Annotated in this window: 28 protein-coding genes; 20 read left to right on the plus strand and 8 right to left on the minus strand. The window is 64.8% G+C overall.

From position 1 onward, the window contains the following. Window positions 1-123 precede the first annotated feature (123 nt). A complete protein-coding gene (locus tag FHW94_RS16480) occupies window positions 124-1,422 on the plus strand; it encodes an alginate export family protein (RefSeq protein WP_246866184.1) in 1,299 nt (432 codons plus the stop codon). A gap of 13 nt (window positions 1,423-1,435) precedes the next feature. On the opposite strand, the gene FHW94_RS16485 is transcribed toward FHW94_RS16480, so the two are convergent. From FHW94_RS16485 to FHW94_RS16505, 5 genes are all read right to left on the minus strand, one after another. Next, the gene (locus tag FHW94_RS16485; protein ID WP_168556909.1) at window positions 1,436-3,085 is read right to left on the minus strand and encodes a TolC family protein; all 1,650 of its coding nucleotides are present in this window, start codon (window positions 3,083-3,085) and stop codon (window positions 1,436-1,438) included. A 14-nt stretch (window positions 3,086-3,099) separates the two neighbouring features. Then, complete coding sequence (locus FHW94_RS16490) at window positions 3,100-4,452, minus strand: HlyD family type I secretion periplasmic adaptor subunit (protein WP_168556910.1); 1,353 nt, start codon at window positions 4,450-4,452, stop codon at window positions 3,100-3,102. After that, the gene (locus FHW94_RS16495) at window positions 4,449-6,179 is read right to left on the minus strand and encodes a type I secretion system permease/ATPase (protein ID WP_210425702.1); all 1,731 of its coding nucleotides are present in this window, start codon (window positions 6,177-6,179) and stop codon (window positions 4,449-4,451) included. The genes FHW94_RS16490 and FHW94_RS16495 overlap by 4 nt, the downstream gene beginning before the upstream one ends. Window positions 6,180-6,338: 159 nt before the next feature. Continuing rightward, window positions 6,339-7,322, minus strand: a complete 984-nt coding sequence (locus FHW94_RS16500; RefSeq protein ID WP_168556912.1) for a sensor histidine kinase — start codon at window positions 7,320-7,322, stop codon at window positions 6,339-6,341. A 129-nt stretch (window positions 7,323-7,451) separates the two neighbouring features. Further along, window positions 7,452-7,820 (minus strand): hypothetical protein, encoded by a 369-nt coding sequence (locus FHW94_RS16505; RefSeq protein ID WP_168556913.1) that lies wholly within the window; start codon window positions 7,818-7,820, stop codon window positions 7,452-7,454. A gap of 193 nt (window positions 7,821-8,013) precedes the next feature. On the opposite strand from FHW94_RS16505, the gene FHW94_RS16510 reads away from it, so the two are divergent. Both FHW94_RS16510 and FHW94_RS16515 read left to right on the plus strand, forming a co-directional pair. After that, window positions 8,014-8,421: a protocatechuate 4,5-dioxygenase subunit alpha gene (locus tag FHW94_RS16510; protein WP_210425703.1), complete on the plus strand. Its 408-nt coding sequence runs from the start codon at window positions 8,014-8,016 to the stop codon at window positions 8,419-8,421. Next, entirely contained in the window at window positions 8,418-9,263 is an 846-nt protein-coding gene (locus FHW94_RS16515) for a class III extradiol dioxygenase family protein (RefSeq protein ID WP_168556914.1), read from the plus strand. Before FHW94_RS16510 ends, FHW94_RS16515 begins: the two co-directional genes overlap by 4 nt. 78 nt (window positions 9,264-9,341) lie before the next feature. On the opposite strand, the gene FHW94_RS16520 is transcribed toward FHW94_RS16515, so the two are convergent. Beyond that, entirely contained in the window at window positions 9,342-9,968 is a 627-nt protein-coding gene (locus FHW94_RS16520) for a response regulator transcription factor (RefSeq protein ID WP_168556915.1), read from the minus strand. A gap of 13 nt (window positions 9,969-9,981) precedes the next feature. Then, on the minus strand, window positions 9,982-11,628 hold the full coding sequence (locus FHW94_RS16525) for an ATP-binding protein (protein ID WP_168556916.1): 1,647 nt from the start codon (window positions 11,626-11,628) through the stop codon (window positions 9,982-9,984). A gap of 250 nt (window positions 11,629-11,878) precedes the next feature. On the opposite strand from FHW94_RS16525, the gene FHW94_RS16530 reads away from it, so the two are divergent. The 4 genes from FHW94_RS16530 to FHW94_RS23360 all read left to right on the plus strand — a co-directional run bounded on the left by FHW94_RS16530 (window position 11,879) and on the right by FHW94_RS23360 (window position 13,944). Then, window positions 11,879-12,427 (plus strand): helix-turn-helix transcriptional regulator, encoded by a 549-nt coding sequence (locus FHW94_RS16530; protein WP_168556917.1) that lies wholly within the window; start codon window positions 11,879-11,881, stop codon window positions 12,425-12,427. 66 nt (window positions 12,428-12,493) lie between these two features. Beyond that, window positions 12,494-12,892 carry a hypothetical protein gene (locus FHW94_RS23355; RefSeq protein ID WP_246866185.1) on the plus strand — a complete coding sequence of 133 codons (399 nt, stop codon included), beginning with the start codon at window positions 12,494-12,496 and terminating at the stop codon, window positions 12,890-12,892. A gap of 37 nt (window positions 12,893-12,929) precedes the next feature. Next, window positions 12,930-13,376, plus strand: a complete 447-nt coding sequence (locus FHW94_RS16540; RefSeq protein ID WP_168556918.1) for a hypothetical protein — start codon at window positions 12,930-12,932, stop codon at window positions 13,374-13,376. A 34-nt stretch (window positions 13,377-13,410) separates the two neighbouring features. Continuing rightward, complete coding sequence (locus FHW94_RS23360; RefSeq protein ID WP_221240683.1) at window positions 13,411-13,944, plus strand: MarR family transcriptional regulator; 534 nt, start codon at window positions 13,411-13,413, stop codon at window positions 13,942-13,944. Window positions 13,945-14,063: 119 nt separating this feature from the next. Here the strand turns inward: FHW94_RS23360 and FHW94_RS16550 are convergent, their stop codons facing one another. Continuing rightward, window positions 14,064-14,744 (minus strand): energy transducer TonB, encoded by a 681-nt coding sequence (locus tag FHW94_RS16550; RefSeq protein WP_168556919.1) that lies wholly within the window; start codon window positions 14,742-14,744, stop codon window positions 14,064-14,066. Window positions 14,745-15,306: 562 nt separating this feature from the next. Here FHW94_RS16550 and rpsL point away from each other — a divergent pair. From rpsL to rplP, 13 genes are all read left to right on the plus strand, one after another. Continuing rightward, window positions 15,307-15,678 (plus strand): 30S ribosomal protein S12, encoded by a 372-nt coding sequence (gene rpsL, locus FHW94_RS16555; protein ID WP_022675067.1) that lies wholly within the window; start codon window positions 15,307-15,309, stop codon window positions 15,676-15,678. Between the two features lie 106 nt (window positions 15,679-15,784). Beyond that, window positions 15,785-16,255 carry a 30S ribosomal protein S7 gene (gene rpsG / locus FHW94_RS16560; protein WP_022675066.1) on the plus strand — a complete coding sequence of 157 codons (471 nt, stop codon included), beginning with the start codon at window positions 15,785-15,787 and terminating at the stop codon, window positions 16,253-16,255. 105 nt (window positions 16,256-16,360) lie between these two features. Continuing rightward, complete coding sequence (fusA, locus tag FHW94_RS16565) at window positions 16,361-18,433, plus strand: elongation factor G (RefSeq protein WP_168556920.1); 2,073 nt, start codon at window positions 16,361-16,363, stop codon at window positions 18,431-18,433. 89 nt (window positions 18,434-18,522) lie between these two features. Next, the gene (gene tuf, locus FHW94_RS16570; protein WP_168556921.1) at window positions 18,523-19,713 is read left to right on the plus strand and encodes an elongation factor Tu; all 1,191 of its coding nucleotides are present in this window, start codon (window positions 18,523-18,525) and stop codon (window positions 19,711-19,713) included. Window positions 19,714-19,862: 149 nt separating this feature from the next. Continuing rightward, complete coding sequence (gene rpsJ, locus FHW94_RS16575) at window positions 19,863-20,174, plus strand: 30S ribosomal protein S10 (protein WP_011444906.1); 312 nt, start codon at window positions 19,863-19,865, stop codon at window positions 20,172-20,174. Between the two features lie 336 nt (window positions 20,175-20,510). Then, the gene (rplC, locus tag FHW94_RS16580; RefSeq protein ID WP_168556922.1) at window positions 20,511-21,236 is read left to right on the plus strand and encodes a 50S ribosomal protein L3; all 726 of its coding nucleotides are present in this window, start codon (window positions 20,511-20,513) and stop codon (window positions 21,234-21,236) included. Window positions 21,237-21,239: 3 nt separating this feature from the next. Next, window positions 21,240-21,863, plus strand: coding sequence for a 50S ribosomal protein L4 (gene rplD / locus FHW94_RS16585; protein WP_168556923.1), 624 nt, complete (start codon window positions 21,240-21,242; stop codon window positions 21,861-21,863). After that, complete coding sequence (locus FHW94_RS16590) at window positions 21,856-22,161, plus strand: 50S ribosomal protein L23 (protein WP_022675061.1); 306 nt, start codon at window positions 21,856-21,858, stop codon at window positions 22,159-22,161. The genes rplD and FHW94_RS16590 overlap by 8 nt, the downstream gene beginning before the upstream one ends. 16 nt (window positions 22,162-22,177) lie before the next feature. Then, window positions 22,178-23,014 (plus strand): 50S ribosomal protein L2, encoded by an 837-nt coding sequence (rplB, locus tag FHW94_RS16595; RefSeq protein ID WP_168556924.1) that lies wholly within the window; start codon window positions 22,178-22,180, stop codon window positions 23,012-23,014. Between the two features lie 6 nt (window positions 23,015-23,020). Then, the gene (gene rpsS / locus FHW94_RS16600) at window positions 23,021-23,299 is read left to right on the plus strand and encodes a 30S ribosomal protein S19 (RefSeq protein WP_022675059.1); all 279 of its coding nucleotides are present in this window, start codon (window positions 23,021-23,023) and stop codon (window positions 23,297-23,299) included. Beyond that, complete coding sequence (rplV, locus tag FHW94_RS16605) at window positions 23,299-23,676, plus strand: 50S ribosomal protein L22 (RefSeq protein ID WP_168556925.1); 378 nt, start codon at window positions 23,299-23,301, stop codon at window positions 23,674-23,676. The genes rpsS and rplV overlap by 1 nt, the downstream gene beginning before the upstream one ends. A gap of 3 nt (window positions 23,677-23,679) precedes the next feature. Beyond that, window positions 23,680-24,375, plus strand: coding sequence for a 30S ribosomal protein S3 (gene rpsC / locus FHW94_RS16610; RefSeq protein ID WP_168556926.1), 696 nt, complete (start codon window positions 23,680-23,682; stop codon window positions 24,373-24,375). Between the two features lie 22 nt (window positions 24,376-24,397). Beyond that, entirely contained in the window at window positions 24,398-24,832 is a 435-nt protein-coding gene (rplP, locus tag FHW94_RS16615; protein WP_110762455.1) for a 50S ribosomal protein L16, read from the plus strand. Window positions 24,833-24,840: the final 8 nt, after the last annotated feature.

A 24,840-nucleotide genomic window follows, 5' to 3' on the forward strand; every position in this document is an offset into this window, starting at 1 on the left:
GGCGTCGTGTCTCGTTTGGAAGATAAACTTCTGTGACCCAGCGCCGGCAAATCCCTATGGCGCCGCTAGACAAACAGCGGCGCCGGGGGGATGCTGATGGTCAGGGCAATGTGTTGCATCGGATTGATCGCTTTCGCCGCGCCTGCATGGGCCGATGACGGCGGGGGCTTCGCGCTATCCGGCACCGCGCGCTTGCGGTACGAGGCGATTGCCAATCAACCGCGCGCCGGGTTCAATCAGAACGACGATCTGGTCAATCTGCGCACCACGCTCATGGCCAAATACCAGTCCGGTCCGTTCACCATCGGCGGGGAACTGTGGGACAGCCGCGTCTATGGCGGTGACAAGGGCACGCCGATCACCACGGGCGAAGTCAATACGCTGGAACTGGTGCAGGCCTTCGTGGCGGTGAAGAGCGTGGTCGGGCACGCCAAGGTTTCCGTCCAGGCGGGGCGGTTCCTGCTCAACATCGGGTCGCGCCGCTTGGTGGCCGCTGACGAATATCGCAACACGACCAACGGCTACACCGGCTTGCGCGCAGACGTGGCCACCCGCAACGGGATTACGGCAACAGCGATCTACGTCCTGCCGCAGCAGCGCCGGCCCGACGATCCGGCATCGCTACGGCGCAACGCCTTTGCCGTCGATCGCGAAGGGTTCGATCTGGTGCTGTGGGGCGGTGTGCTCGCCAAGGCGAAGGCGATCGGGCCGCTCACGGCCGAAGCCAGCTATTTTCACCTGGGTGAGCGCGACACGCCGGGCCATCCCACGCGCGATCGCTCGCTCGACACGTATGGCGGCCGCCTGCTGCGCGAGCCGGCGGCGGGAAAACTCGATGGAGAGGTGGAGGCCTTTGCGCAATCGGGCCGGGTCAGCGCTTCGGCTGCGCCGGGTGCCGCGACATTGCCGGTTGCGGCCTGGTTCATCCACGCAGCGATGGGCTACAGCCTGCATGACGCTTGGAAAACGCGCGTTTCGGTGCAGTACGATCGCGCCAGCGGCGATGGCGCGCCCGGAACCTATCGCCACTTCGACACGCTCTATGGCATGCGCCGGGCAGACCTGGCGCCGGCCGGGCTTTATAACGCCGTCGGCCGGGCCAATGTCTCGACGCCCGGCATCAGGGTAGAGGTCGCCCCGTCGCCCCGGTGGGATGCCTTTACCACGTATGAAGCCTTGTGGCTGGCATCGCGGACCGACAGTTTCTCGACAACGGGCGTGCGCGATGCTTCGGGCCGATCGGGCGGGTTTGCCGGCCACCAGTTGGACGGGCGTTTCCGCTGGTGGGTGCGCCCGGCCAAGTTGCGGTTCGAAATGGACGGGGTGTTGCTGATGAAGGGGCGGTTTCTGGAAGACGCCCCCAATGCACCGGCCCATGGCACCACGGCCTATGGCGCGCTCAACCTGACCGCTTCCTTTTAGGGCCCAAACCCGATCAGGGCATTGCCGGGGTTTCGGGAACGCCGATCGTGGCCGCCGGAGCATGGGTGCCAGCAGCAGGGTCGCGCGTGGGGCGGGGGCGGGCGGGGCCTTCGACCAGCCCGTCCAGCGCGCGCACCGTTGCGGTGATCAGGGGGACGTCGGCCTTGCCGGCCACGCGCCAGGCGTCTTTTTCCGCATCGTGGCGCGGGGCATCGGGCAGCAGCCAGGTGGCATCGAGCGCGCCAAGCGCGGCCAGCACTTGCGCCTTGGCGATATAGGCGCCAGCGATGCCTTCGTTATAGGAACTGCGCGCCTGAAGCAGTTCGCGCGCCAGTTGCAGCACGTCGAGCGTGGTGAACATGCCGGCGCGCTCTTGCAGCACGGCGCCGTCATAGGCCTTTTGCGCAGATTCGACCGCTTTGGCGAGGTTGTCGATCGCGCTGGTCTGGGCTTGCCAGTCGTTCCAGGCGCTGGCGAGGGCGGCGCGGTTTTCACGCAAGGTGGCGTCCATCAGGCGCCAATCGGCATCGTTGGCCGCTTCGGCCGCGTGGATGCGCGCGGCGCGCTCTCCGCTGTCGAACAAGGGGCCCGAAAGGGTGACCACGCCCTTGATCTCGGTCTGGCGCAAGCTGTCGGAATAATTGGAAAAGCCGCTGGAATAGGGCAGCAGGGCGGCAGTGCCCTGGAAATCCACGCGCGGGCGCTGGTCGGCCTTGGCGCCTTCCACGCTGGCGCGCGAGGCACGCTCGCGTTCCTGCGCCGCCAGGATCAACGGATTGTGTGCCTCGGCATAGGCATAGGCTTCTTCCAGCCCGGAAACGGGCAGTTGCAGCGCGGGTGGCGCGGCGAGATCGCCAGGGCGGGTGCCGATCATGCGGATGAAAGCAGCCTCGGCACTGCCGGCGTCACGCTGCGCGGCCAGCAGTTGCACGCGGCCCAGTTCCACCCGCGTTTCCACCTGCTGGATATCGGTGGCTGTCACTTCATGCGCCTTGAGCCGGGCCTGGTTGTCGGTCAATTCACGGGTGAGAGCGGACAGGTTGTCGGCCGCGATGGCCACGGCCGCGCGGGTGCGGCGCAGGCCGACAAATGCGTCCACCGCATCGAGCAAGGCCTGCTGCTCGGCCGAGTGCAGCACCGCGCGCTGGTACGACGCCTGCGCCCGCGCGCCGCGCTCGTTGGCAAAGGAGCGGCCGAAACTGAACAGGGGCTGGGTCAGCACGGCCGTGGCGGTGGAGGTCCAGCCGCGGCGACCGAGGTAAACCCCCTTGGCGATTTCGAAGCGATCCTTGGTCCAGCCATACGTCAGCGCGTAATCGAGCTTGGGACCATAAGCGGCGCGCGCCTGGGCCACGCCCCAATCGCTGCTTTGCGCGCTGCTGCGCTGGGCGAGCAGCGTGGGCGAGGTCCAATAGGCATAGCGCAAGGCATCGGCGAGCGTGGTAACGGGCCGCCCCGCCGCGGCGCCCTCCACGATGTCGGCCGGCGTGTCGGCCGGCAATTCGGGTGCATAGGCAGGGGCGGCATCTTCGTCCTGCGTGGCATCCTGCGCGTGCGCGGCCGGCGTGGCAAGCAAGGCAAGAATCACCGCGGCTGATGCCGACGATCTGGGCAGGGCGCGCCGGCAATGAAGGCGCAGGTGGCGCAAGGCGTTGCGGCGCATGGCGAAATTCCCCCTCAATTGTCGCGGAAGGCGCGCATGAACTGGTCACGCAGCGGCTTGGTGACGTAGGACAGCAGCGAGCGGTTGCCGGTTTCGATATAGGTTTCGGCTGGCATGCCGCTGCGCAATGCCAGCCCCTCGCGCTGGATCGCGCCCTGGTCCACTTCGATCCGCACAGTGTAATAGGCCTGGCGGGTTTCCTGGTTATCCGTCCGGTCGGTGGCGACATAGACCACGCGGCCGGGTATTTCCGGCGTGGCGGCACGGTTGAAGGCCGAGAAGCGTACCCGCGCGGCCTGGCCCACGCGCACCTGGTCGACATCGGTGGGGCTGATCGAGGCTTCGACCACCATCACGTCGTGATCGGGCACGATTTCCATGATCGGTTCGGCCGGGCGCACCACATCGCCGATCGCGGCAAAGGCAATCTTTTCGATCGTGCCGGAATAAGGCGCGCGGATTTCGCTGCGGTCCTTCTGGTCCGATGCGCTGACGTTGCGCAACTGCTGCTGGTTGAGGGAAGTGTTCACTTGCGCAAGATCGGTGCCGGCCTGCACGCGGCGGGTCTGCACGGTCTGGATCGATTGCTCCTGCGCTTCGGTAATGCGGGCACGGGTCTGGGCGATCTGCGATTGCAACTGCGCCACCTGGCCATCGATATCCACGGCGGTGCGTTCCAGTTGGTTGAGCCGATTGATCGTGACAAGCTGCTTGTCCCACAGGTCGCGCACGCCCTGGCGTTCGGGTTCGATCAAGTGGCGCTGTTGGCGCAAGGCATCGATCTGCGCCTGAAGGCCGGTGATCTGCTGGTTGTATTGCACCACGCGCGCCGCAAGCTGGGCCCGCAACTGGCCCTCTTCGGTCTGGCGCATGGCGAACAGATGCTGTTCATCGGCCATGGCCTTGCGCGCGCTGGGATTGGCAGAGCCGGTCAGCTGGGGCGGGAATACCACCTGGCCCAGGCCGAGCCGTTCGGCCTCAAGCCGCGCTTTCTGCGCCAGCAACTGTTCCACGGTGAGGTTGGAATAGGTGGCATCGGCGCCGGTCACGCGGTCATCCAGCCGCATCAGCAGTTCGCCCTGGCGCACGTGCTGGCCGTTGATCACGGCAATTGCCGTGATCACGCCGCCGGTGGGATGGGCTATGCGCTTGACCCGGCTTTCCACGCCCACCTGGCCTCCGCCGATCACCGCGCCACCGATCGGCACGATGGCGGCGAGGCCGAACAGCAGGACCATCAGGCCGGCCAGCGCGACGACGAGCCGCACCAAAAGACGCGGGGCATGGGGCTTGGGCTCGCCAGGCTCGTCAACCCACAGCGCGGGAAGAAGCTGCCGCACGGCATCGGGAGAAAGGGGCGCGTTCATCGTGCGGCCTCCTGGGCCAGGCGGCCGGGTGCGGGTGCGCCGGGCGCGGCGGCGCCATCGTTTGCCTGGAGCGTGCGCTGCATCACCGCGTCGCGCTCTCCAAAATCGACCAGGCGGCCGTTTTGCATCACGGCGACATGGGTGATCGGGCCGAGCGTGGCGGGGCGATGGGTGATCATGATCACGATGCCGCCGCGCTGGCGCATTTCCAGCACCGCGCGGTTGAGCGCGGCGTCGCCGGTGGCATCGAGGTTGGAATTGGCCTCGTCCAGGATCAGCAGATGGGGATTGCCATAAAGCGCGCGGGCCAGGCCCACGCGCTGGCGTTGTCCGGCCGAAAGCTCGCTCGCGCCGGCCGACACCTGTGTGTCATAGCCATCGGGCAGGGCCAGGATCGCCTCGTGCAGGCTGGCCGCGCGGGCAGCAGCCATCACCGCATCGGACGTGGCGGCCGGATCGAACCGCGCGATGTTCTGGCCCACCGTGCCTTCGATCAGGTCCACCGTTTGCGGGACATAGCCAAAGGCGCTGCCCAGCGCTTCGGCATCCCACTGATCCAGCGTGGCGCCGTCCAGGCGAACCTCCCCGCGGTTGGGTTTCCATATCCCGAGGATGCCACGCACCAGGGAAGTCTTGCCCGCTGCGCTGGGGCCGATCACGGCAAGCGCCTGACCGGGTTGCACCGACAGCGACACGCCCTGCACGGTAAACCGCTGGGTTCCCGGCGGCGCCACCCACAGATCGCGCAACGCCAGTTCGCCGCGGGGGCGATCGAGCGTCACCTGCCGTTCGGGCGGGCGGCGGAACGTGGTGATGGCCTGGACGATACGGGTCCAGCCGCTGCGCGCGGCAACCAGGCCTTTCCAGTTGGCGATGGCCGAATCGACCGGCGCCAGGGCCCGGCCCGACAGAACCGAGGACGCCAGGATCACGCCGCCACTGGCCTTGTCATCGATGACGAGCAGCGCGCCCACCGTGAGGATGATCGATTGCAGCAGCATGCGGAACGTGCGGCTGGCGCCGCCCAGGCGCGAGACGGTGCGCGCCAGGGCCGATTGTGCCGCGATGAACTGGCTTTCCCAGCCCGAGGTGCGGGCCACCAGGCGGTCCTGCATGCCCATGGCAAAGGCGGATTCGGCAAAGCGGATTTCCGAGAGGGTGGCTGCGCTGCGTTGCCCGGTGATCATCGCCAATTCGCGCGAGGCGGTCTGGGTGCGGCGGTTGGACATGAGGGCCAGCACCGCCATGACCAGTACGCCGGCTAATGCGGTAAGGCCCAGCCACCAGTGCAGCGCGGCCAGCACGATCAGGAACATGATCACCCAGGGCAGGTCGATCAGCGCGACCGGTCCCGCCCCGGCCAGGAAAGTGTGGACCGAATCGAGATCGCGCGCGAACTGGAGGCCATCGCCCTTTTCGGCCCCGGCGCGCAGTGGCCGCGAAACGGTGGCATAGTGCACCGCGCCGAACAGGTCATCGTGCACGCCATTGGCAACGCCCAGCAGCGCCTCTGCCCGGATTGCCTCGAAAACCGCTTGAAATACGTAGATCAGCACGAGCATCACGAAGAGCCCCACCAGGGTGGGGATGCTGCGGCTGGGCAAAACCGAGTCGTAGACCAGCATCATGTAGCCCGATCCGGCAAAGACCAGGACATTGAGCAGCAGGCTGGCCACCGCCACCAGCGCGAGATTTCCGCGATACCTGCGCAGGAAAAGGCGCAGCATTTGCCGATCCACGTTCAAACACCCCCAACAAGGCCCTCAATCGCCACTGCTATAGCAGCATGCGCCAAGACCACGTTGCCAAATACTTCCGCCGCGGAACAATAGCGTTTGGAACCGCTGTGCGCGGCGGTGTGTGGAAAGGCCGGCCGGGGGGTGGGGTCAGGCCATTTCGTGTTCGGCGGTGGCGCGCGCGCCCACGATCAGCATCTCGCACCATACGCCCTTGGGATCGAACATCAGGTCGACTGCTTCGAGGCCGGGCTGCGCGCGCAGCAGGTGCGAGCCCGTCCCTTCGTGCGCGGGGGGCGCCACCAGCGGGCCGCCGGTTTCCTTCCACAGCAGGTAAAGCCGGTTGCCGTCTGGCGCCAGGAACCAGCGCAAGTCGACCCAGCCGGCCGGGCCGGACAGGGCGCCATGCTTGATGGCGTTGGTGCACAACTCGTGCACGGCCATGATCAGCGGAATGCAGCTTTGATCGGGCACCACGCAGGCGGTGCCGCTCAGGCGGATGCGCGATCCCAGGCTGAACGGCGCGATGGTGCGCTCGATCAGTTCGGGCAGGTGGCCTTCCGCCTCTGTGCCGATGCGCAAGAGGTCGCTGGCCTTGGCCAGGCTTTCGAGCCGATCGGAAAACTCGCGGAAGAAATCCAGCGGGTTTTCGGCACGCGGGCCGCGCGCGGACAGCGCCTGGATGATGGCCAGCAGGTTGCGCGTGCGGTGGCGCAATTCGCGGTTGAACGAGTCCTGCTGGCGCGTCACCGAGTGCAACTCGCGCACGGTGGTCCGCGCCACGATCGCCATGGTCATTGCCAGCACGACGCAGCACAGGGCCAGAACCAGCGATACCAGCAATTGCCCCGTCCACGCCATCTGCGCAAGCGGGCGGACAAACAGCATCAGGGCCAAGGCGAACGAGCCGATCACGGCCAGCGCGGCGAACCATGGTTCGAGCAGCAGCGCGGACAGCAGCACGGTGGGCCAGAACACCAGGAACGGCATCGTGCCAGGATCGGGATCTATCACGAGGCGCAGGAGCGCAGGCACGATGGCAAGGCCGGCAGACAGCAAGGCCTGCTCGGCCAGGCTGCGCTGCTTGATCAGCGCGGCCTGCATCACACCGGAAACCCCGGTCAAGACTTTCATTTACGCCCCTTAAGCCCTTGCAGAATCGCGAATCCGCAGTGTCAGACCGTTTGCAAAACAGTGTTAACGGCATAGCCTGCAAACCGCAGCGCTTTTTTATCCTGGGTCAAGCGAAAGGGGTTAAATCCGTCAACGCGGGCGGGGTGGCGCAAGGCGCAAGGCGGCTTCTATTTCCAGCAGGCTGGCCAGGAGCGCCCGTTCTTCGGGGAGAAGGGCAACGCCATGGTTAAGGGTGGCGCGGCACAGCGCAAGCAGGCTGGCCGGATGGCGCGCCAGGTTGGCCCGGAACTCGGCTAGCGAGTGCACGTGCGCGTTGGCGTCGGACTGGCCGGTGACGATCAAGGCATCTTCGGGCGATGCCGCCGCCTGGATACGCCACAGCACGCCGATGGCGCGCTCGACCATGGCGCGCACCAGGTCTCCCGCCGCTTCTCCCGATGCGCGGGCTTTTAGCTTTTGGCGATAGCGGCGTTGCCTTTCGGCATTGGTCAGGGCCATGGCATGCCTAGACGGGGATTTCTTGCGCTTGGAAAGCCCGGTCACGCCCTTGCGTAACCATCCCTATGCCCGTTGACCCACATGCGCTGGCCCATTTGACATGCGTCAAGGAGGGCGGGCGCAGCCTTGCTATCGTAGCATGGTGGCTTGATCCGCAACGGCGATCGGGCGGATGGGCAAGGAGGATGCAGCGATGACCAATCCTGAAAGTATGGCGTTGCGGCGAGGGATCGCCGGCACGCTGTTGTTCGACGGCGAACTGGCCAGCCGGGGTTTCGAACTCAACGCGATGTGCTTTTCGTTCAACGACAGCGCCAATCGCGCCGCGTTCCTCGCTGACGAGGAAGGCTATTGCGCGCGGTATCGCCTCACGCCCGAACAGCGCGATGCCGTGGCCCGGCGCGACGTGCTGGGCATGATCGAGGCCGGCGGCAATGTCTATTACCTGGCCAAGCTGGCCGGGATATTCGGTCTTAACGTGCAGGATCTGGGCGCGCTGCAAACGGGCATGAGCGTGCCCGAATTCAAGCAGTACCTGATCGACCAGGGAACGGCGGCAGGCTGCGTCGCGGCGCGGAAGGATGAAGGATTGGCGGCATGAGCGCGCAGATCATCGGCGGCTATTTCAGCAGCCACGTGCCCGGCATCGGCGGGGCAATCGCTCGGGGTGACCAGGACAAGCCTTATTGGAAGCCGTTTTTCGATGGCTATCCCCCGGTGCGCGCGTGGCTTTCCCAGACCAGGCCCGATGTCGCCATCGTGTTCTACAACGATCACGGGCTCAACTTCTTCCTCGACGCGATGCCGACCTTTGCCGTGGGTGCGGCAGCATCCTATCCCAACGAGGACGAGGGCTGGGGCCTGCCGGTCTACAAGACGTTTCAGGGCGATCCCGGGCTTTCCTGGCACATCATCGAGGAACTGGTGGGCAGCGGGTTCGACATCACCATGTGCCAGAAGATGAAAGTGGACCATGCGCTGTCGATCCCCTTCGAACTGGCCTATCCCGATGCCGATGCCTGGCCGGTCAAGATCGTGCCGATCGCGATCAACACGGTGCAATATCCGCTGCCCTCACCCCAGCGCTGCTATGACCTGGGCCGCGCGGTAAACCGGGCGCTGCAATCCTGGCAGGACGATACGCGCGTGGTGGTGATCGGCTCGGGCGGGTTGTCGCACCAGCTCGACGGGGCGCGGGCTGGCTTCATCAATGCCGATTACGACCGGTTCTGCCTGGATCACCTGGCCAACGATCCGCAGGCCCTGCTGCGCCATTCCACCGAGGAAGTGGCGGCCATCGCCGGGACGCAGGGGGTGGAGATCGTCAACTGGATCGCCGCGCGCGGGGCATTGGGCGATGGCGCCCAGGCCGAAGTGACGCGCAACTATCATATCCCGATCAGCAATACCGCCGCGGCCACGCTGGTGCTGACGCCGGCGTGAGCGTTTGCCGTTCGGTCCAGGTGCCGCACGCGTGGATCGATTGGCCGGCGCGTCTTCCTGGGGGGAGGGCGCGCCGGTTCACTCTGCCAGGTCGTTCACCGCCATGAGCGCCAGTTCGGTGCGGTTCTCGATGCCCAGCTTCTGGTACATCGCGTGGAGATAGACCTTCACGGTGCCTTCGCCGATATTGAGTTCGGCGCCGATGTCGCGATTGCGCATGCCACGTGCCACCAGCCGGGCAATGCGCCGCTCGCGCGGGTTGAGCCGGTCGAGCGGGCCCGCGCCTTCGGGATGAAGCGAAAGATCGAGCGCGCGTTGCAGCAGATCGGCGGAGATCGCACGCTCGCCGTCCTGGACCTTGTCGAGCACTTCGATCAGTTCGTCTCCCGCGCCGTCCTTGGACACGATACCTTCCACCCCGGCACGCATCACGGCCAGCAGATTGCGGTCGGTCAGCTCTGCGGTCAGCAGGACGATGCGGCGCTTGTCGCCGCGCGCGCGCAGGGTTTCGAGCACCTGCACGCCATTCATGCCGGGCATGTTGATATCGAGCAGTACGATATCGGGATCGTGGGTGGTGATCGCCGCCAGCGTTTCTTCGCCGCTGGCCGTGGCCGCCACCAAATGGAACTGGCTGTCACGCAGCACGGCGGCCACGCCAGCGCGGATGAAGCCGTGATCGTCTGCGACAAGAACGCTGGTCATGCCTGGAGGCCTGTCATGCATAGAGGCGGATGGGCACTTCGATATCGAGACGGGCGCCCGGACGCAGGTGGTTGTTGGAATGTTCGGCAATATGCATCCGCCCGCCCAGCGCGGCGACGCGCTCGGTAATGGAGCGGGGCTGGCGCAATTGCCCGGCACGGGGAAAGCCGATGCCGTTGTCTGCGATGGTGACGGTCAGCAGCGAGCCGTCGTGATCGAGCGAGATGGACACTTCGCTGCACTGGCCATGTCGCGCTGCGTTGGCAACAGCCTCGCGCACCATTTGTCGCAATTCATAGGATAAGTGGATCGGAACCGACAGCGAGCCGACATGGGCGGCAAAGGTCACGCGGATGCGCCAGTGGGCGGACATCTCTTCGACGAGGCTGCGCAATTCCTCGGTCAGGTCGGTGGCGCGGTCGCCGTCCTCGCCCCGGCGCAGGCGGTCGATCATCACGCGCAACTGGGCCTGTTCGCGGCGCAACGCGTCCTTCATGGCCACGATTTCGCCTTCGGGGTCCTTGCCATCGCGCAGCCGCCGGCGCAGCGCCTCGAGGCGAAACATCGTGCCCGCCAGGAACTGCACCACGCTGTCGTGCAGGTCGCGGGCCAGGGCATTGCGCACTTCGGCCACGGCCGAACTCTTTGCCAGGGTTGCCATTTCCTCGCGATCGAGTGCCAGGCCGATTTCGCGCACGAGTGCTGCCATCCAGGGCAGATCGTCCACGGCCATGGCGGGAATGCCCCAGACCAGCAGTTGCCCCTGGCTCGAAACCGAATTGAACGTGGCGATGATGCCTTCGTTCACCTCGCAGCGGACGGCCAGCGGCGCAGTGAAGGCTTCGTGCTCGATCACCAACTGGTGTTCGGCGGCCAGGCCGATGCGGCGGCGGCGGCGCAAATCGAACAAGGTGGGGTACCCTGGCGCACCCAGGGTTTCCGACAGCAACCCCGGACCCTGGCGTTCGGTGGTGACGACGCCGTCACGCTCGACCAGCAGGTCGATCCACGGTTCGTCACCCCAGGCAACGGCCAGTGCCGCGCCGCGTGCGCCCATGGTGGCGCAGGCCTGCCCCAGTGCGCCGGTCAACACGCGGTTGCGCCGGGCACCGGGCGCGCCGATCGGGTCTGGCAGCGTGACCACGCGCAAGCCGCGCTGGCGGCTGGCCAGCCACAGCATCAGCATGGATACCACCACCATGCAGATCAGCCCGCGCACGAAGCGCAGCGGATCGGGGCCGGCGCTTTCCATGGCCAGCGCCGCTGCAGGGACGATTGCCGAGAGTATGAGCCCCATGCCAGTGGCGGCCACGCCGATCGTGCCCCAGCGAACCAGCGCCACCAGCAGCAGGAACGTGCCGAACACCAGGAATGGGCCGGTCAACACGCCATGGGGCTGCTCGGTAAAATAGATGGCAGAGGCAAAGGCGATGAAATCGATGATCTGCGCAACCGGGGCCAGGCGGCAATCGAACCACCAGTCTTGCCAGGCAATGCCCGCCAGCACGATGGCCCACAGCACGTAGCCGCCCGCCAGGAGCGTGGTGAGATCGGGATTGCGCAAGGATACGTCGGCGGCAAACACGATGCCGGCCATGAACAGGAGCGCCATCGTCATCCGGCACAAGGCGAGAACCTTGCCGCTGCGCCGCGAGAACATGTGACGGACCTCCAAGCCTGCGGCCTCCCCTATATGAAAAGATATGTGGCACCCGCGCGGGATATGCAATGCGCTGCCCATGGGTGTGCTTTTGCGTTAACCATTGTTACAGAGAGTACCATGCCACCGATCACGCTTGCCGGTTCATGAACATATCGCTGATGCCCTTTCTTTATCGACTTTTGATTCGCCTGCTCTCCCTTGCAGGGTGGCACATGGCCGGCACTGCCGATAGGATCGGTTGGAAACCATGACCATCTCGCCACTATCCGAATCTCCGCTCGATGCACTCACCGCCAAGCAGCGGGAGGTTCTGGACCTGTTGATCCAGCACAAGACCTCCAAGGAGATCTCGCGGATTCTGGGGATCTCTCCCTATACGGTTGATCAGCGTATCCTTTTGGCGCGGGGCAAGCTGCAGGTCACGTCGCGCAGCGAAGTGGCGCAGGCATATAGACTTTTGCTGGAGCGGACGGCCGCCGAAGGCCTATCCGGAAAACCCGTATATGGTTCGCCGGACGTCGCCATGCGCAATAATCCGACGCACAAGCATGAGGAAGGCAGCGATGGGGCCCAAGCCCCGACCGGGTACGGCAGCGTTGATGGGGATCACGCTGACGGCGCACCGGTCAACCAACGGGATGAGGGATATCATCGCGTCCTTCCGGAGATGTTTGACGGACCATATGGGACACTGATGCGACTGGGGGCCACGGCCCTGATCGCGATGGTCCTGATCCTCACGGTGCTGGGCGGGTTGACGATGTTTTCGCAACTGTCACGGATCGTGGATCGCTGAACCGTCGATCATCCTCCGCGTCAAAACGGGGACGGCGCCCTTGGCGCCGAGTGGAGGCACATGACGATGACCAGCAACAAGCACAATCAGACCCTTTCTGTTCGCGGCGCTGCCGCGATGACCCCGGCTGTCGCCCAGATGCGCGTCACCCGCGATCTGCACGAAGCCGAAGCAGCGCTCGATGAAGCGCTGATCCGCCAGGCCAACCTGCTTTCGTCGATGGTGACGGCGCGCCGCGAGGCCGGCCTGCCGCCGTTCCAGGGGCAGGACGCGCTGATGCGCCTGCTCAAGAGCCAGCAGGCGATGGTCGATGCCGGGGGCGAACTGGCGCGGGTTCATGGGCGCCTGAGCGCGATTGCCGCCGAAACCATGGGCGGCAACGACCAGTGCCCCAAGACGGCCACCCTGGCCGATCCGGCCGACGCCGGCGATGCGGCTGCCGCAGCCCTTCCACGCGCGGCCTGACCGGCCGTCCGCACGCGCAAGGAGGATGTGACGCCCGATGCTTTCGCTCTGGCTACCCCGCATTCTTCTGGCGTTTGCCGTGCTGTTCGCCGCCCGCAGGGGCGGCGAACCGGAACAATCGGTGGCGGCGATCCTGCTCGCAACGTTCGCGCTCGACGTCGCCAACCACGCTATTTTCGGAGATCCCGCATGGTTCGCGGTGAACCCTGGACACCTGGTAATCGATATATGGGCGTTTATCGTCTTGCTGTGGGTGGCCTTGCGGGCCAACCGGGCATGGCCCCTGGCGGTCAGTGCGGCCCAGGCGGTGGTGCTGCTGGGCCACGCGGCCAAGCTGTGGGAACTGGCCATGGTGCGCAAGGCGTACTGGGTCATGACCCAGGTGCCTTTCACGCTGCAACTGCTGTTGCTGATCTTTGGCACCGCGGCACATGTGCTGCGCACGCGGCGGCTGGGCGACTATCACGGCTGGCGGCTGACCTGATCGCTGTGCTTTCGGGCAAGGGGAGGGCCGTGGCATGACCGTGCGTTCGATGCGGGCTGCTGCCCGTCGCGGCGATGGCGCCAGGGCAATGGCATTTCCGGCAGAACCGATCGCCGTATCGGCAGTGGTGGCGCCGCAGCGCCCCGTGCTGCCGACAGCGGCGCTGGCGATGGCGCGCGAAATCTATGCCGGCCGCCGCCGGCGCGAGCGCTTCCTGGCGGCCGACCTGTTCGGCGAGCCGACCTGGGACATCCTGCTCGATCTCTATATCGCGGCCGGCGAAGGCCGGCGCGTGCCCACCACCAGCGCGTGCATCGGCGCCAATGTGCCGCCGACCACGGCGCTGCGCTGGCTGCGCATTCTGGAAGCGCGCGCGCTGGTCGAACGCGAGGACGATGGCCGCGATGGGCGGCGCACGTTCGTGTGCCTGACCGCGCGTGGCATGGCCGCCATGACCGATCTGATGCTCAACTGGCAGACGGGCATGGGTTCGGCGGTGCAGACTGGCCGCAGCGCCGAAGCGTCCGCGCTGGCCATGCTGGATTTTCAGGACCTGGCGGCCGACTGACACCAGGTTATGGCCGGTCGGGCATCGCCCCTGGGATGAAAAGCCCGGCCGCACGGGGATGCGGGGATAGATTCCTCGCGCCGCGCGGCCGGCAGGCAGGGTGAAGGCGTAAGGTGTCCTTACTCGCTCAATTCCCAGCGGATCGAGCCGAGATAGATACCTGTCGTCGCGGCGCCGGTTTCGTCGGTTGCCACGCGGAACCGCGCACGGCTGGTGATGCGGTTGCAGGCGGTGGCATCAAGCAGGTCGTGTCCGCTGCTGCCGGTGATGGCGCAGTCCAGCACGCGGCCATCGCGGCCGATCGTCAGGCGAAAGCGAGTGACCCCGGTCCAGTTCTCACGCACCGCCTGTGTCGGATAATCATCGCGCGTGACCCACCCGCCCGGATCGCCGCGCGGCACCGCGCGCTGCGGCGTGACGGTTGGCGTGGGCAGCGGCTCTGGCGAAGGCATGGCAATCGGTCCCGGCGTGGGCACGCCGATCGGGCCGGTATCGCCCTGGGGCAAGATGAGCGGCCCGGTCTGGGGGAGCGGATTGGCTGGCGTGCGCGGGTCTGCCGGCGTTTGTGCAGGGGGCACTTGGCCGGTCGTGGGTGGCGGTGGTTTGCGATCCGGGGTCTTGGGTGGTGGGGGCGGGACATAGGTCCAGTCGTTGGCCTGCAAGGTATCGTGGATTACCGCACGGATGGCCCCGCCGGCGAAAGTGGTGAGCAGCGCGGCGCCGACGCCCACATGGAGCAGGCCGACGGCAAGGCCGATGCGCAGCGAAGGACGACGGGCAGTCTGATCGACATAAGCCATGCGTTTCTCCTCTCAGCCATATTCCGGTCCGGCCTTTTGATGACAGGCAAGGCCGCGTCCCGGGCAACGGCCGCAGCGGACCCGGGCGGATCGCGGCGGCGGTTGCATCGGTGATGGTATCACATCGCGTTCCCGCCCCAAGCAGATTCTCAACCGCAACGGTAGAATTTGTGACTGGCCAGGATCGCGGGCGTCCGGCTTGACCTTGGCGGTGCCTTGGCGTAGGGGCGCTTTCGTTCCGGGGGCATTTCATGCCGCCGGCCAGTCAAAGAGCTGAACATTGCCGGTGCGCATGGGGCTGCAAGTGGCGGGTAATCCGCCATGGTGGCCCTTTTCCCATTGGGCTTGGCCTTGCTGATTCGGATCATGCCGAATCGCCGGTCGGTCCACCGGGATGCCAGCCGTCAAAGTAACCCGGTGCCGTTGGCCTGGGTGGAGTGTTTTCGGCTCATACGATGCGTCCCACGCCGTGGCCTTCTGCGCCGCTGCCTTGGTGCATTGCATGAGATGCGTCTTCCTTCACCTGTTCCGGCGTTGCCACAACCAAGGTGAAGAGTACTTCATGCCTACGATCAACCAGCTGATCCGCAAGGGTCGCGTCCCGCAGAAGGCCAAGAGCAAGGTCCCTGCGATGGAGCAGAACCCGCAGAAGCGCGGCGTTTGCACCCGCGTCTACACGACCACCCCGAAGAAGCCGAACTCGGCTCTCCGCAAGGTCGCCAAGATCCGTCTGACCAACAGCCGCGAAGTCATTTCGTACATTCCGGGTGAAGGCCACAACCTTCAGGAACACTCCGTGGTGCTGATCCGCGGCGGCCGTGTGCGCGACCTTCCCGGCGTGCGCTACCACGTGCTGCGCGGCGTGCTCGACACGCAGGGCGTGAAGGACCGCAAGCAGAGCCGTTCGAAGTACGGCGCCAAGCGTCCCAAGTAATCGTGGCCGCAAGCGTGGCGGGTGGGGGCACGCGGTGCCCCGCCAGGCCACCATGCCGGAAATGAGCGGCTGGCTTTGATGCTGGCCCGGTCAGAAGGAATTCAATATGTCACGTCGTCGTCGTCCGGAAAAGCGGGTCATCCTGCCCGATCCGAAGTTCGGTGATCAGGTTCTGTCGAAGTTCATGAACAACCTCATGCTCGATGGTAAGAAGTCGGTTGCCGAAAGCATCGTCTATGGCGCTCTCGACACCATGCAGACCCGTGCGAAGGCTGACCCGGTTCAGCTTTTCCACGATGCGCTCAACAACGTGAAGCCGCACATCGAAGTGCGTTCGCGCCGCGTCGGCGGTGCGACATACCAGGTTCCCGTGGAAGTGCGCCCCGAGCGCGCCCAGGCCCTGGCGATCCGCTGGCTGATCACGGCCGCGCGCAACCGTTCGGAAACCACCATGTCGGCCCGCCTGTCGGCTGAACTGCTGGACGCTGCCAACAACCGCGGCAACGCCGTCAAGAAGCGCGAAGACACCCACCGCATGGCCGACGCCAACCGCGCGTTCAGCCACTACCGCTGGTAAGCTTCCGAAAAACTGGTCACGTGGCCGTCTTCAAACGGTCACAGCAGTAACCATATGGGGTGGGCCGGAGCAATCCGGCCCTTCCCGAACCCAAGGAACACCACCATGGCCCGCAGCCATCCGCTCGAGCGTTACCGCAACATCGGTATCATGGCGCACATCGACGCCGGCAAGACGACGACGACCGAGCGCATCCTTTACTACACCGGCAAGTCCTACAAGATCGGCGAAGTGCACGACGGCGCCGCGACCATGGACTGGATGGAACAGGAACAGGAACGCGGCATCACGATCACGTCGGCCGCGACGACCTGCTTCTGGAACGACCACCGCATCAACATCATCGACACCCCCGGCCACGTGGACTTCACCATCGAAGTCGAACGTTCGCTGCGCGTGCTCGACGGTGCGGTTGCCTGCTTCGACGGCGTTGCCGGCGTTGAGCCGCAGTCGGAAACCGTGTGGCGCCAGGCCGACAAGTACGGCGTGCCGCGCATGTGCTTCATCAACAAGCTCGACCGCACCGGCGCCAACTTCAAGTACTGCGTGCAGTCGATCATCGACCGCCTCGGTGCCAAGCCTGCCGTGCTCTACATTCCGATCGGTCTCGAAGCCGACCTGAAGGGCCTGGTCGACCTGGTCAACAACCGCGCGATCATCTGGAAGGACGAATCGCTCGGCGCCGAATTCTTCTATGAAGAAATCCCGGCCGACCTGGCTGACGAAGCCGCGATCTATCGTTCGGAACTGATCGAACTCGCCGTCGAGCAGGACGACGAGGCGATGGAAGCCTATCTCGAAGGCAACGAGCCCGACGCCGAAACGCTCAAGAAGCTGATCCGCAAGGGCACGCTGAACCACTCGTTCGTGCCGGTGTGCTGCGGCTCGGCGTTCAAGAACAAGGGCGTGCAGCCCCTGCTCGACGCCGTGGTCGACTACCTGCCTTCGCCGCTCGACATCGAAGACGTCCAGGGCGTCAAGGTCGACAGCGACGAGAAGGACAGCCGTCCGCCCCAGGACGACGCGCCGTTCTCGGCTCTGGCGTTCAAGGTCATGAACGACCCGTTCGTGGGCTCGCTCACCTTCATCCGCATCTATTCGGGCACGCTGACCAAGGGCACGTACCTGAACTCGGTGAAGCAGAAGAAGGAAAAGGTCGGCCGCATGCTCGAAATGCATGCCAACGACCGTAAGGACGTGGACGAAGCGTTCGCTGGCGACATCATCGCGCTGGCCGGCATGAAGGAAACCACCACGGGCGACACGCTCTGCGCCGAACGCGCGCCGATCGTGCTCGAACGCATGGAATTCCCCGAGCCGGTTATCGAGCTGTCGGTGGAGCCCAAGACCAAGGCCGACCAGGAAAAGATGGGCATCGCGCTCAATCGCCTGTCCGCCGAAGATCCCTCGTTCCGCGTCTCGACCGATCACGAATCGGGCCAGACGATCATCAAGGGCATGGGCGAACTGCACCTCGACATCATCGTCGATCGCATGCGTCGCGAGTTCAAGGTTGAAGCGAACGTGGGTGCACCGCAGGTGGCCTACCGCGAATACCTGGGCAAGCCGGTCGACCTCGACTACACCCACAAGAAGCAGTCGGGTGGTACCGGCCAGTTCGGCCGCGTGAAGGTCAAGGTCACGCCGGGCGAACGTGGTTCGGGCATCATCTTCAAGGACGAAATCAAGGGCGGCAATATTCCCAAGGAATATATCCCCGCGATTGAAAAGGGCATGCGCGAAACGGCCGCTACCGGCTCGCTCGTCGGGTTCCCGATCATCGACTTTGAAATCCTGCTCTACGACGGTGCGTACCACGACGTCGACTCGTCGGCCCTGGCCTTCGAAATCGCCGGTCGCGGTGCCATGCGTGAAGCCGCCCAGAAGGCCGGCATCAAGCTGCTCGAGCCGATCATGAGCGTCGAAGTGGTGACCCCTGAGGAATTCATGGGTGACGTCATCGGCGACTTGAACTCGCGTCGTGGGCAGATCCAGGGCACCGACAGCCGGGGCAATGCCCAGGTCGTCGAGGCCATGGTGCCGCTCGCGAACATGTTCGGCTACGTGAACCAGCTGCGTTCTTTCACGCAGGGTCGCGCGCAGTACACCATGCAATTCTCCCACTATGACGAAGTTCCGGCGAATGTCGCGGCTGAGGTCAAGGAGAAGCTTGCCTGATCACTCTGATCAGGCTAGGGGCGGCGCCTGATTCCGTCGGGTGCCGTACCCCGCAGAATTCACAGACAAGCGAATAGAAGGTTTGAACAATGGCCAAGGCTAAGTTTGAGCGGAACAAGCCGCACTGCAACATCGGCACCATCGGTCACGTTGACCATGGCAAGACCACGCTGACCGCAGCGATCACCAAGGTCCTGTCGGAAACCGGCGGCGCCCAGTTCACCGATTATGCCAACATCGACAAGGCTCCCGAAGAGCGCGAACGCGGCATCACCATCTCGACCGCACACGTCGAGTATGAAACCGCCAACCGTCACTACGCGCACGTCGACTGCCCGGGTCACGCCGACTACGTGAAGAACATGATCACCGGTGCCGCCCAGATGGACGGCGCGATCCTGGTGGTGAACGCTGCTGACGGCCCGATGCCGCAGACCCGCGAACACATCCTGCTCGCCCGCCAGGTCGGCGTGCCGGCTCTGGTCGTGTACATGAACAAGGTCGACCAGGTTGACGACGAGGAAATCCTCGAACTCGTCGAGCTGGAAGTGCGCGAACTGCTTTCGTCGTACGACTTCCCGGGCGACGATATTCCGATCGTCAAGGGTTCGGCTCTGGCTGCTCTCGAAGGCCGCGACGACGCCATCGGCAAGAACTCGATCAACGCGCTGATGGAAGCTGTCGACAGCTACATCCCGCAGCCCCCGCGTCCGACCGACAAGCCCTTCCTGATGCCCGTCGAAGACGTGTTCTCGATCTCGGGCCGTGGTACGGTTGTGACCGGCCGCGTCGAAACCGGCATCGTCAAGGTGGGTGAAGAAGTCGAAATCATCGGCCTCAAGGACACCCAGAAGACCACCGTCACCGGCGTGGAAATGTTCCGCAAGCTGCTCGACCAGGGCGAAGCTGGCGACAACATCGGCGCCCTGATCCGTGGCATCAAGCGTGAAGAAGTCGAGCGTGGCCAGGTTCTTGCCAAGCCCGGTTCGGTGACGCCGCACACCGAATTCTCGGCCGAAGTCTACGTGCTGTCGAAGGACGAAGGTGGCCGCCACACGCCGTTCTTCGCCAACTACCGCCCGCAGTTCTACTTCCGCACCACCGACGTGACCGGTGAAGTGGTTCTCCCCGAAGGCACCGAAATGGTGATGCCGGGCGACAACCTCACCCTGTCGGTCAAGCTGATCGCGCCGATCGCCATGGACGAAGGTCTCCGCTTCGCAATTCGCGAAGGCGGCCGTACCGTCGGTTCGGGGGTTGTCAGCAAGATCACGAAGTAATATAGGCGCCGGACCGGCGGGAGATTCGCTCTCCCGCCGGACGGTCTTTTTCGATCAGTCGTCCCGCTTTCTCCCCATCCATCGGGAGGGGATTGTAAGGGCAGGGCGGCTGGTTTTTGTTATTCGCTCTTTCGCATCGGTAAACGGACATGGAAGCCCAGAACATCCGCATTCGCCTCAAGGCCTTCGATCATCGCGTGCTGGACCAGGCCACTGGTGAAATCGCGGACACCGCCCGCCGCACCGGCGCCCTGATTCGTGGTCCCATTCCGCTGCCGACCCGCATCGAGAAGTTCTGCGTCAACCGCGGTCCGCACATCGACAAGAAGTCGCGCGAACAGTTTGAAGTCCGCACCTACAAGCGCCTGCTTGACATCGTGCAGCCCAACGCTGCCACCGTCGACGCGCTGATGAAGCTGGACCTCGCTGCCGGCGTGAACGTCGAAATCAAGCTGGCCTGACGCCAGCGCCCTGGCCCCGCCCCCACATGTGTGGCGGGCAGGGCGGCTTGACCGAGCCTCATCGGTTTCCAGTTTCGGATCACTTGTGATCCACCATCTCTTCCGGCCCTGAGGCTGGTTTGGCGGAAAATCCGTTCTGCCGCGACAAAAGGGATACCTCCGGCCCGCTCGTGCCGCTGCCCTCTCCAGGGCGCTGCGCAAAGGGTCGGGAAAGCGTCCCCCGTTCGCTCCTGTTCAGGCAGGGGCACTCAGCCCGGACGGGGCATGCTTCTTATACGGGCTGAACACGCCTTTGGGGGATGGGCCCTCGAAGGCCTCTGTGAGGAGTATGAGATCATGCGCACCGGCGTGATCGCGAAGAAGGTGGGTATGACCCGCCTGTTCCAGGAAGATGGTCGGCACGTGCCGGTCACCGTCCTTTCGCTCGAAGATTGCCAGGTGGTTTCGGTCCGCACTGCCGAACGTGACGGTTACGTCGCGCTTCAGCTGGGTGCTGGCGAAGCCAAGCAGAAGAACGTTGCCAAGCCGCAGCGCGAACACTTCGCCAAGGCCGAAGTTCCGCTGAAGATGCAGGTCGCCGAGTTCCGCGTCGCCGATGACGCGCTGCTCGATGTCGGTGCCAGCATCGCCGCTTCGCACTTCGTTGCAGGGCAGTACGTGGACATCACTGGCCACACCCAGGGCAAGGGCTTTGCCGGCGCCATGAAGCGTTGGGGCTTCGGCGGTATGCGCGCCACGCACGGCGTGTCGATCTCGCACCGTGCCCACGGTTCGACGGGTAACCGCCAGGATCCGGGCCGCGTCTTCAAGAACAAGAAGATGGCCGGCCACATGGGCGACCGTCAGCGCACCCAGCAGAACCTTGAAATCGTTCGCACCGACGATGCGCGCGGCCTGATTTTCGTCAAGGGCTCGGTCCCTGGCGCGAAGAATGGCTGGTTGCTCGTTCGTGACGCGGTCAAGGTCGCTCGCCACGCGGAAGCACCCTATCCCGCCGGCCTCAAGGCCGCCAACACCAACGAACAGGCCGCTCCCGAAGCCGCCGATGGCCAGGAGGGCTAAGTCGTGAAGGTTCAAGTCCTCAATCTGGACGGTTCGGCCGCCGGCGACGTGGAACTTGCAGATGACGTGTTCGGTCTCGAACCGCGCGCCGACATCCTGCACCGCGTTGTGACCTGGCAGCTCGAAAACCGTCGTGGCACGGCCCGTGGCGCTCGCGAGCGTTCGGACGTTGCCCGCACCGGCAAGAAGTTCGGCCGTCAAAAGGGTGGTGGTACCGCTCGTCACGGCGACCGCAAGGCCCCGATCTTCATCGGCGGTGGCAAGGCCCATGGTCCGCGCGTTCGTGATTTCAGCGTTTCGCTGAACAAGAAGGTGCGCGCGCTCGGTCTCAAGATGGCGCTCTCGTCCAAGGCCAAGAGCGGCCTGGTCGTGATCGACACCCTGGAACTGAACGAAGCCAAGACCAAGGCCCTGGCCGGCACGCTCGCCAAGGCGGGCTTCGGCAAGAAGGTGCTCGTCGTGGACGGTGAGCAGGTCAACGAGGGCTTCGCCCGCGCGGCCCGCAACATCGTCGGCGTCAACGTCCTCCCCGCGATCGGCGCCAACGTCTACGACATCCTGAAGCATGATACGCTGGTGCTGACGCGCGCCGCGGTCGAGAAGCTGGAGGCGCGTTTCAATGGCTAAGGACGCAATCGACACGCGTCACTATGACGTGATCGTGGCTCCCCACATCACCGAAAAGGCGACGCTGCTGAGCGAAAACAATGCCGTGGTCTTCAAGGTTGCCGAAAAGGCAACCAAGCCGGAGATCAAGGCGGCGGTGGAAGCCCTCTTCAATGTCACGGTCACCAAGGTGAACACGCTGACCCAGAAGGGGAAGACCAAGCGCTGGAAGGGCAAGCCCTACAAGCGCACCGACGTCAAGAAGGCCGTCGTGACTCTGGCCGCCGGCCAGTCGATCGACGTCACCAGCGGTATCTGAGGCGAAGGCATAGACCATGGCACTCAAGAGCTATAACCCGACCAGCCCCGCCCGTCGCGGCCTGGTCCTCGTCGACAAGTCGGCGCTCTGGAAGGGCAAGCCTGTCAAGGCTTTGACCGAAGGCAAGAGCAAGACCGGCGGCCGTAACAACAAGGGCCACGTGACCAGCCGCGGTATCGCGGGCGGTCACAAGCAGAAGTACCGCTTCATCGACTTCAAGCGTCGGAAGTGGGACGTGCCGGCCACTGTGGAACGTCTGGAATACGATCCCAACCGCACCGCGTTCATCGCCCTCGTCAAGTACGAAGACGGTGAGCAGGCCTACATCCTGGCGCCGCAGCGCCTGGCCGTGGGCGACGTGGTGGTTGCCGGTGAAAAGACCGACGTGAAGCCGGGCAATGCGATGCTCCTGTCGCAGATGCCGGTGGGTACCATCATCCACAACGTGGAAATGAAGCCGGGCAAGGGCGGTCAGATCGCCCGTTCGGCCGGTACCTACGTCCAGCTCGTCGGTCGTGACCGCGGGATGGTGATCGTTCGCCTGAACTCGGGCGAACAGCGCTACCTGCGTGGCGACTGCATGGGCACCGTTGGCGCCGTGTCGAACCCCGACAACTCCAACCAGAACCTTGCCAAGGCCGGTCGCAACCGCTGGCTTGGCCGTCGTCCGTTGACGCGCGGTGTGGCAAAGAACCCGGTCGACCACCCGCACGGTGGTGGTGAAGGCCGCACCTCGGGTGGCCGTCATCCGGTTACTCCGTGGGGCAAGCCGACCAAGGGCGCCCGCACCCGTCACAACAAGAAGACGGACAAGTTCATCATTCGTTCGCGCCACGCGAAGAAGAAGAGGTAAGACCCCATGGCACGTTCCGTCTGGAAGGGCCCCTTCGTCGACCTGCACCTCCTGAAGAAGGCCGAAGTGGCCCAGGATGCTGGCAGCCGCGCTGGCCCGATCAAGACCTGGTCGCGTCGTTCGACCATCATTCCGCAGTTCGTTGGTCTGACGTTCAACGTCTACAACGGGCAGAAGTTCATCCCCGTCTCCGTGAGCGAAGAGATGGTCGGCCACAAGCTTGGTGAATTTGCGCCCACGCGCAACTTCCCCGGCCACGCCGCTGACAAGAAGGGCAAGCGCTGATGAGCAAGTCTGCTGCTCCCCGCCGCGTCGGTGAAAAGGAAGCTCTTGCGGTCAACACCACGATCCGTGGTTCGGCCCAGAAGCTCAACCTTGTCGCCGCCCTGATCCGTGGCATGAAGGCCGAAGACGCCCTCAATGTCCTGACCTTCTCGAAGAAGGCCATGGCGGTTGATGCCCGCAAGGTGCTCGCCTCGGCGATCGCCAACGCGGAAAACAACCACAACCTGGACGTCGACTCGCTGGTCGTGGCGGAAGCCTCGGTTGGCAAGTCCATCACGATGAAGCGCTTCCACACCCGTGGTCGCGGCAAGTCGACCCGCATCCTGAAGCCGATCTCTCGGCTTCGGATCGTCGTCCGTGAAGTCGAGGAGGCCTGATCCATGGGTCACAAGTCGAACCCCGTCGGTCTGCGCCTGCAGATCAACCGCACCTGGGATAGCCGCTGGTACGCCGAAGGGCGTAACTATCAGCAGCTGCTGAAGGAAGACCTTCAGATCCGCAAGTTCATCGTCGAGAGCCTGCCCCAGGCAGCCATCTCGAAGGTGGTGATCGAGCGTCCGGCCAAGCTGTGCCGCATCTCGATCTACGCGGCCCGTCCCGGTGTGATCATCGGCAAGAAGGGTGCGGACATCGAAAAGCTCCGCGCCAAGCTTGCCAAGCTCACCAACAGCGACGTGAAGCTGAACATCGTTGAAATCCGCAAGCCGGAAATCGATGCCAAGCTCGTTGCCCAGGGCATTGCCGACCAGCTCGTGCGCCGCGTGGCTTTCCGCCGTGCGATGAAGCGTGCCGTGCAGTCGGCCCTGCGTCTTGGTGCCGAAGGCATCAAGATCACCTGCGGCGGCCGTCTCGGCGGGGCGGAAATCGCCCGCGTCGAATGGTACCGTGAAGGTCGCGTTCCGCTGCACACCCTGCGCGCGAACATCGACTACGCCGAAGCCGAAGCCCACACCGCCTACGGCGTGATCGGCATCAAGACCTGGATCTTCAAGGGCGAGATCCTGGGTCATGACCCGCTGGCGCAGGACCGCCTGATGCTGGAGGCACAGACCTCCGGTGTCCGTCCGGCGCGCTGAGGCTTGAGGATAGGCTAGCACCATGCTGCAACCCAAGAAGACCAAGTTCCGCAAGGCGTTCAAGGGCCGTCTCCACGGCAACGCCAAGGGCGGTACCGACCTCAACTTCGGCTCCTACGGCCTCAAGGCCCTGGAACCGGAGCGGGTCACCGCTCGCCAGATCGAAGCGGCTCGCCGCGCGATCACCCGTCACATCAAGCGCCAAGGCCGTCTCTGGATCCGCATCTTCCCCGACCTTCCGGTGACCAAGAAGCCGGCCGAAGTCCGCCAGGGCAAGGGCAAGGGTTCGGTGGAATACTGGGCCGCTCGCGTGAAGCCCGGCAAGATCCTGTTCGAGCTTGACGGCGTCGCCGGCCCCCTGGCCGCCGAAGCTTTCAGCCGTGCAGCGATGAAGCTGCCGATCAAGACCAAGGTTGTGGCTCGCCTCGGCGATACCTCGCACCTTGGTGGCGAGTAAGGAGTGGG

Origin of the sequence: Novosphingobium sp. SG720 (genome assembly GCF_012275365.1) — a bacterium.
GTDB classification, from domain to species: domain Bacteria; phylum Pseudomonadota; class Alphaproteobacteria; order Sphingomonadales; family Sphingomonadaceae; genus Novosphingobium; species Novosphingobium rhizosphaerae.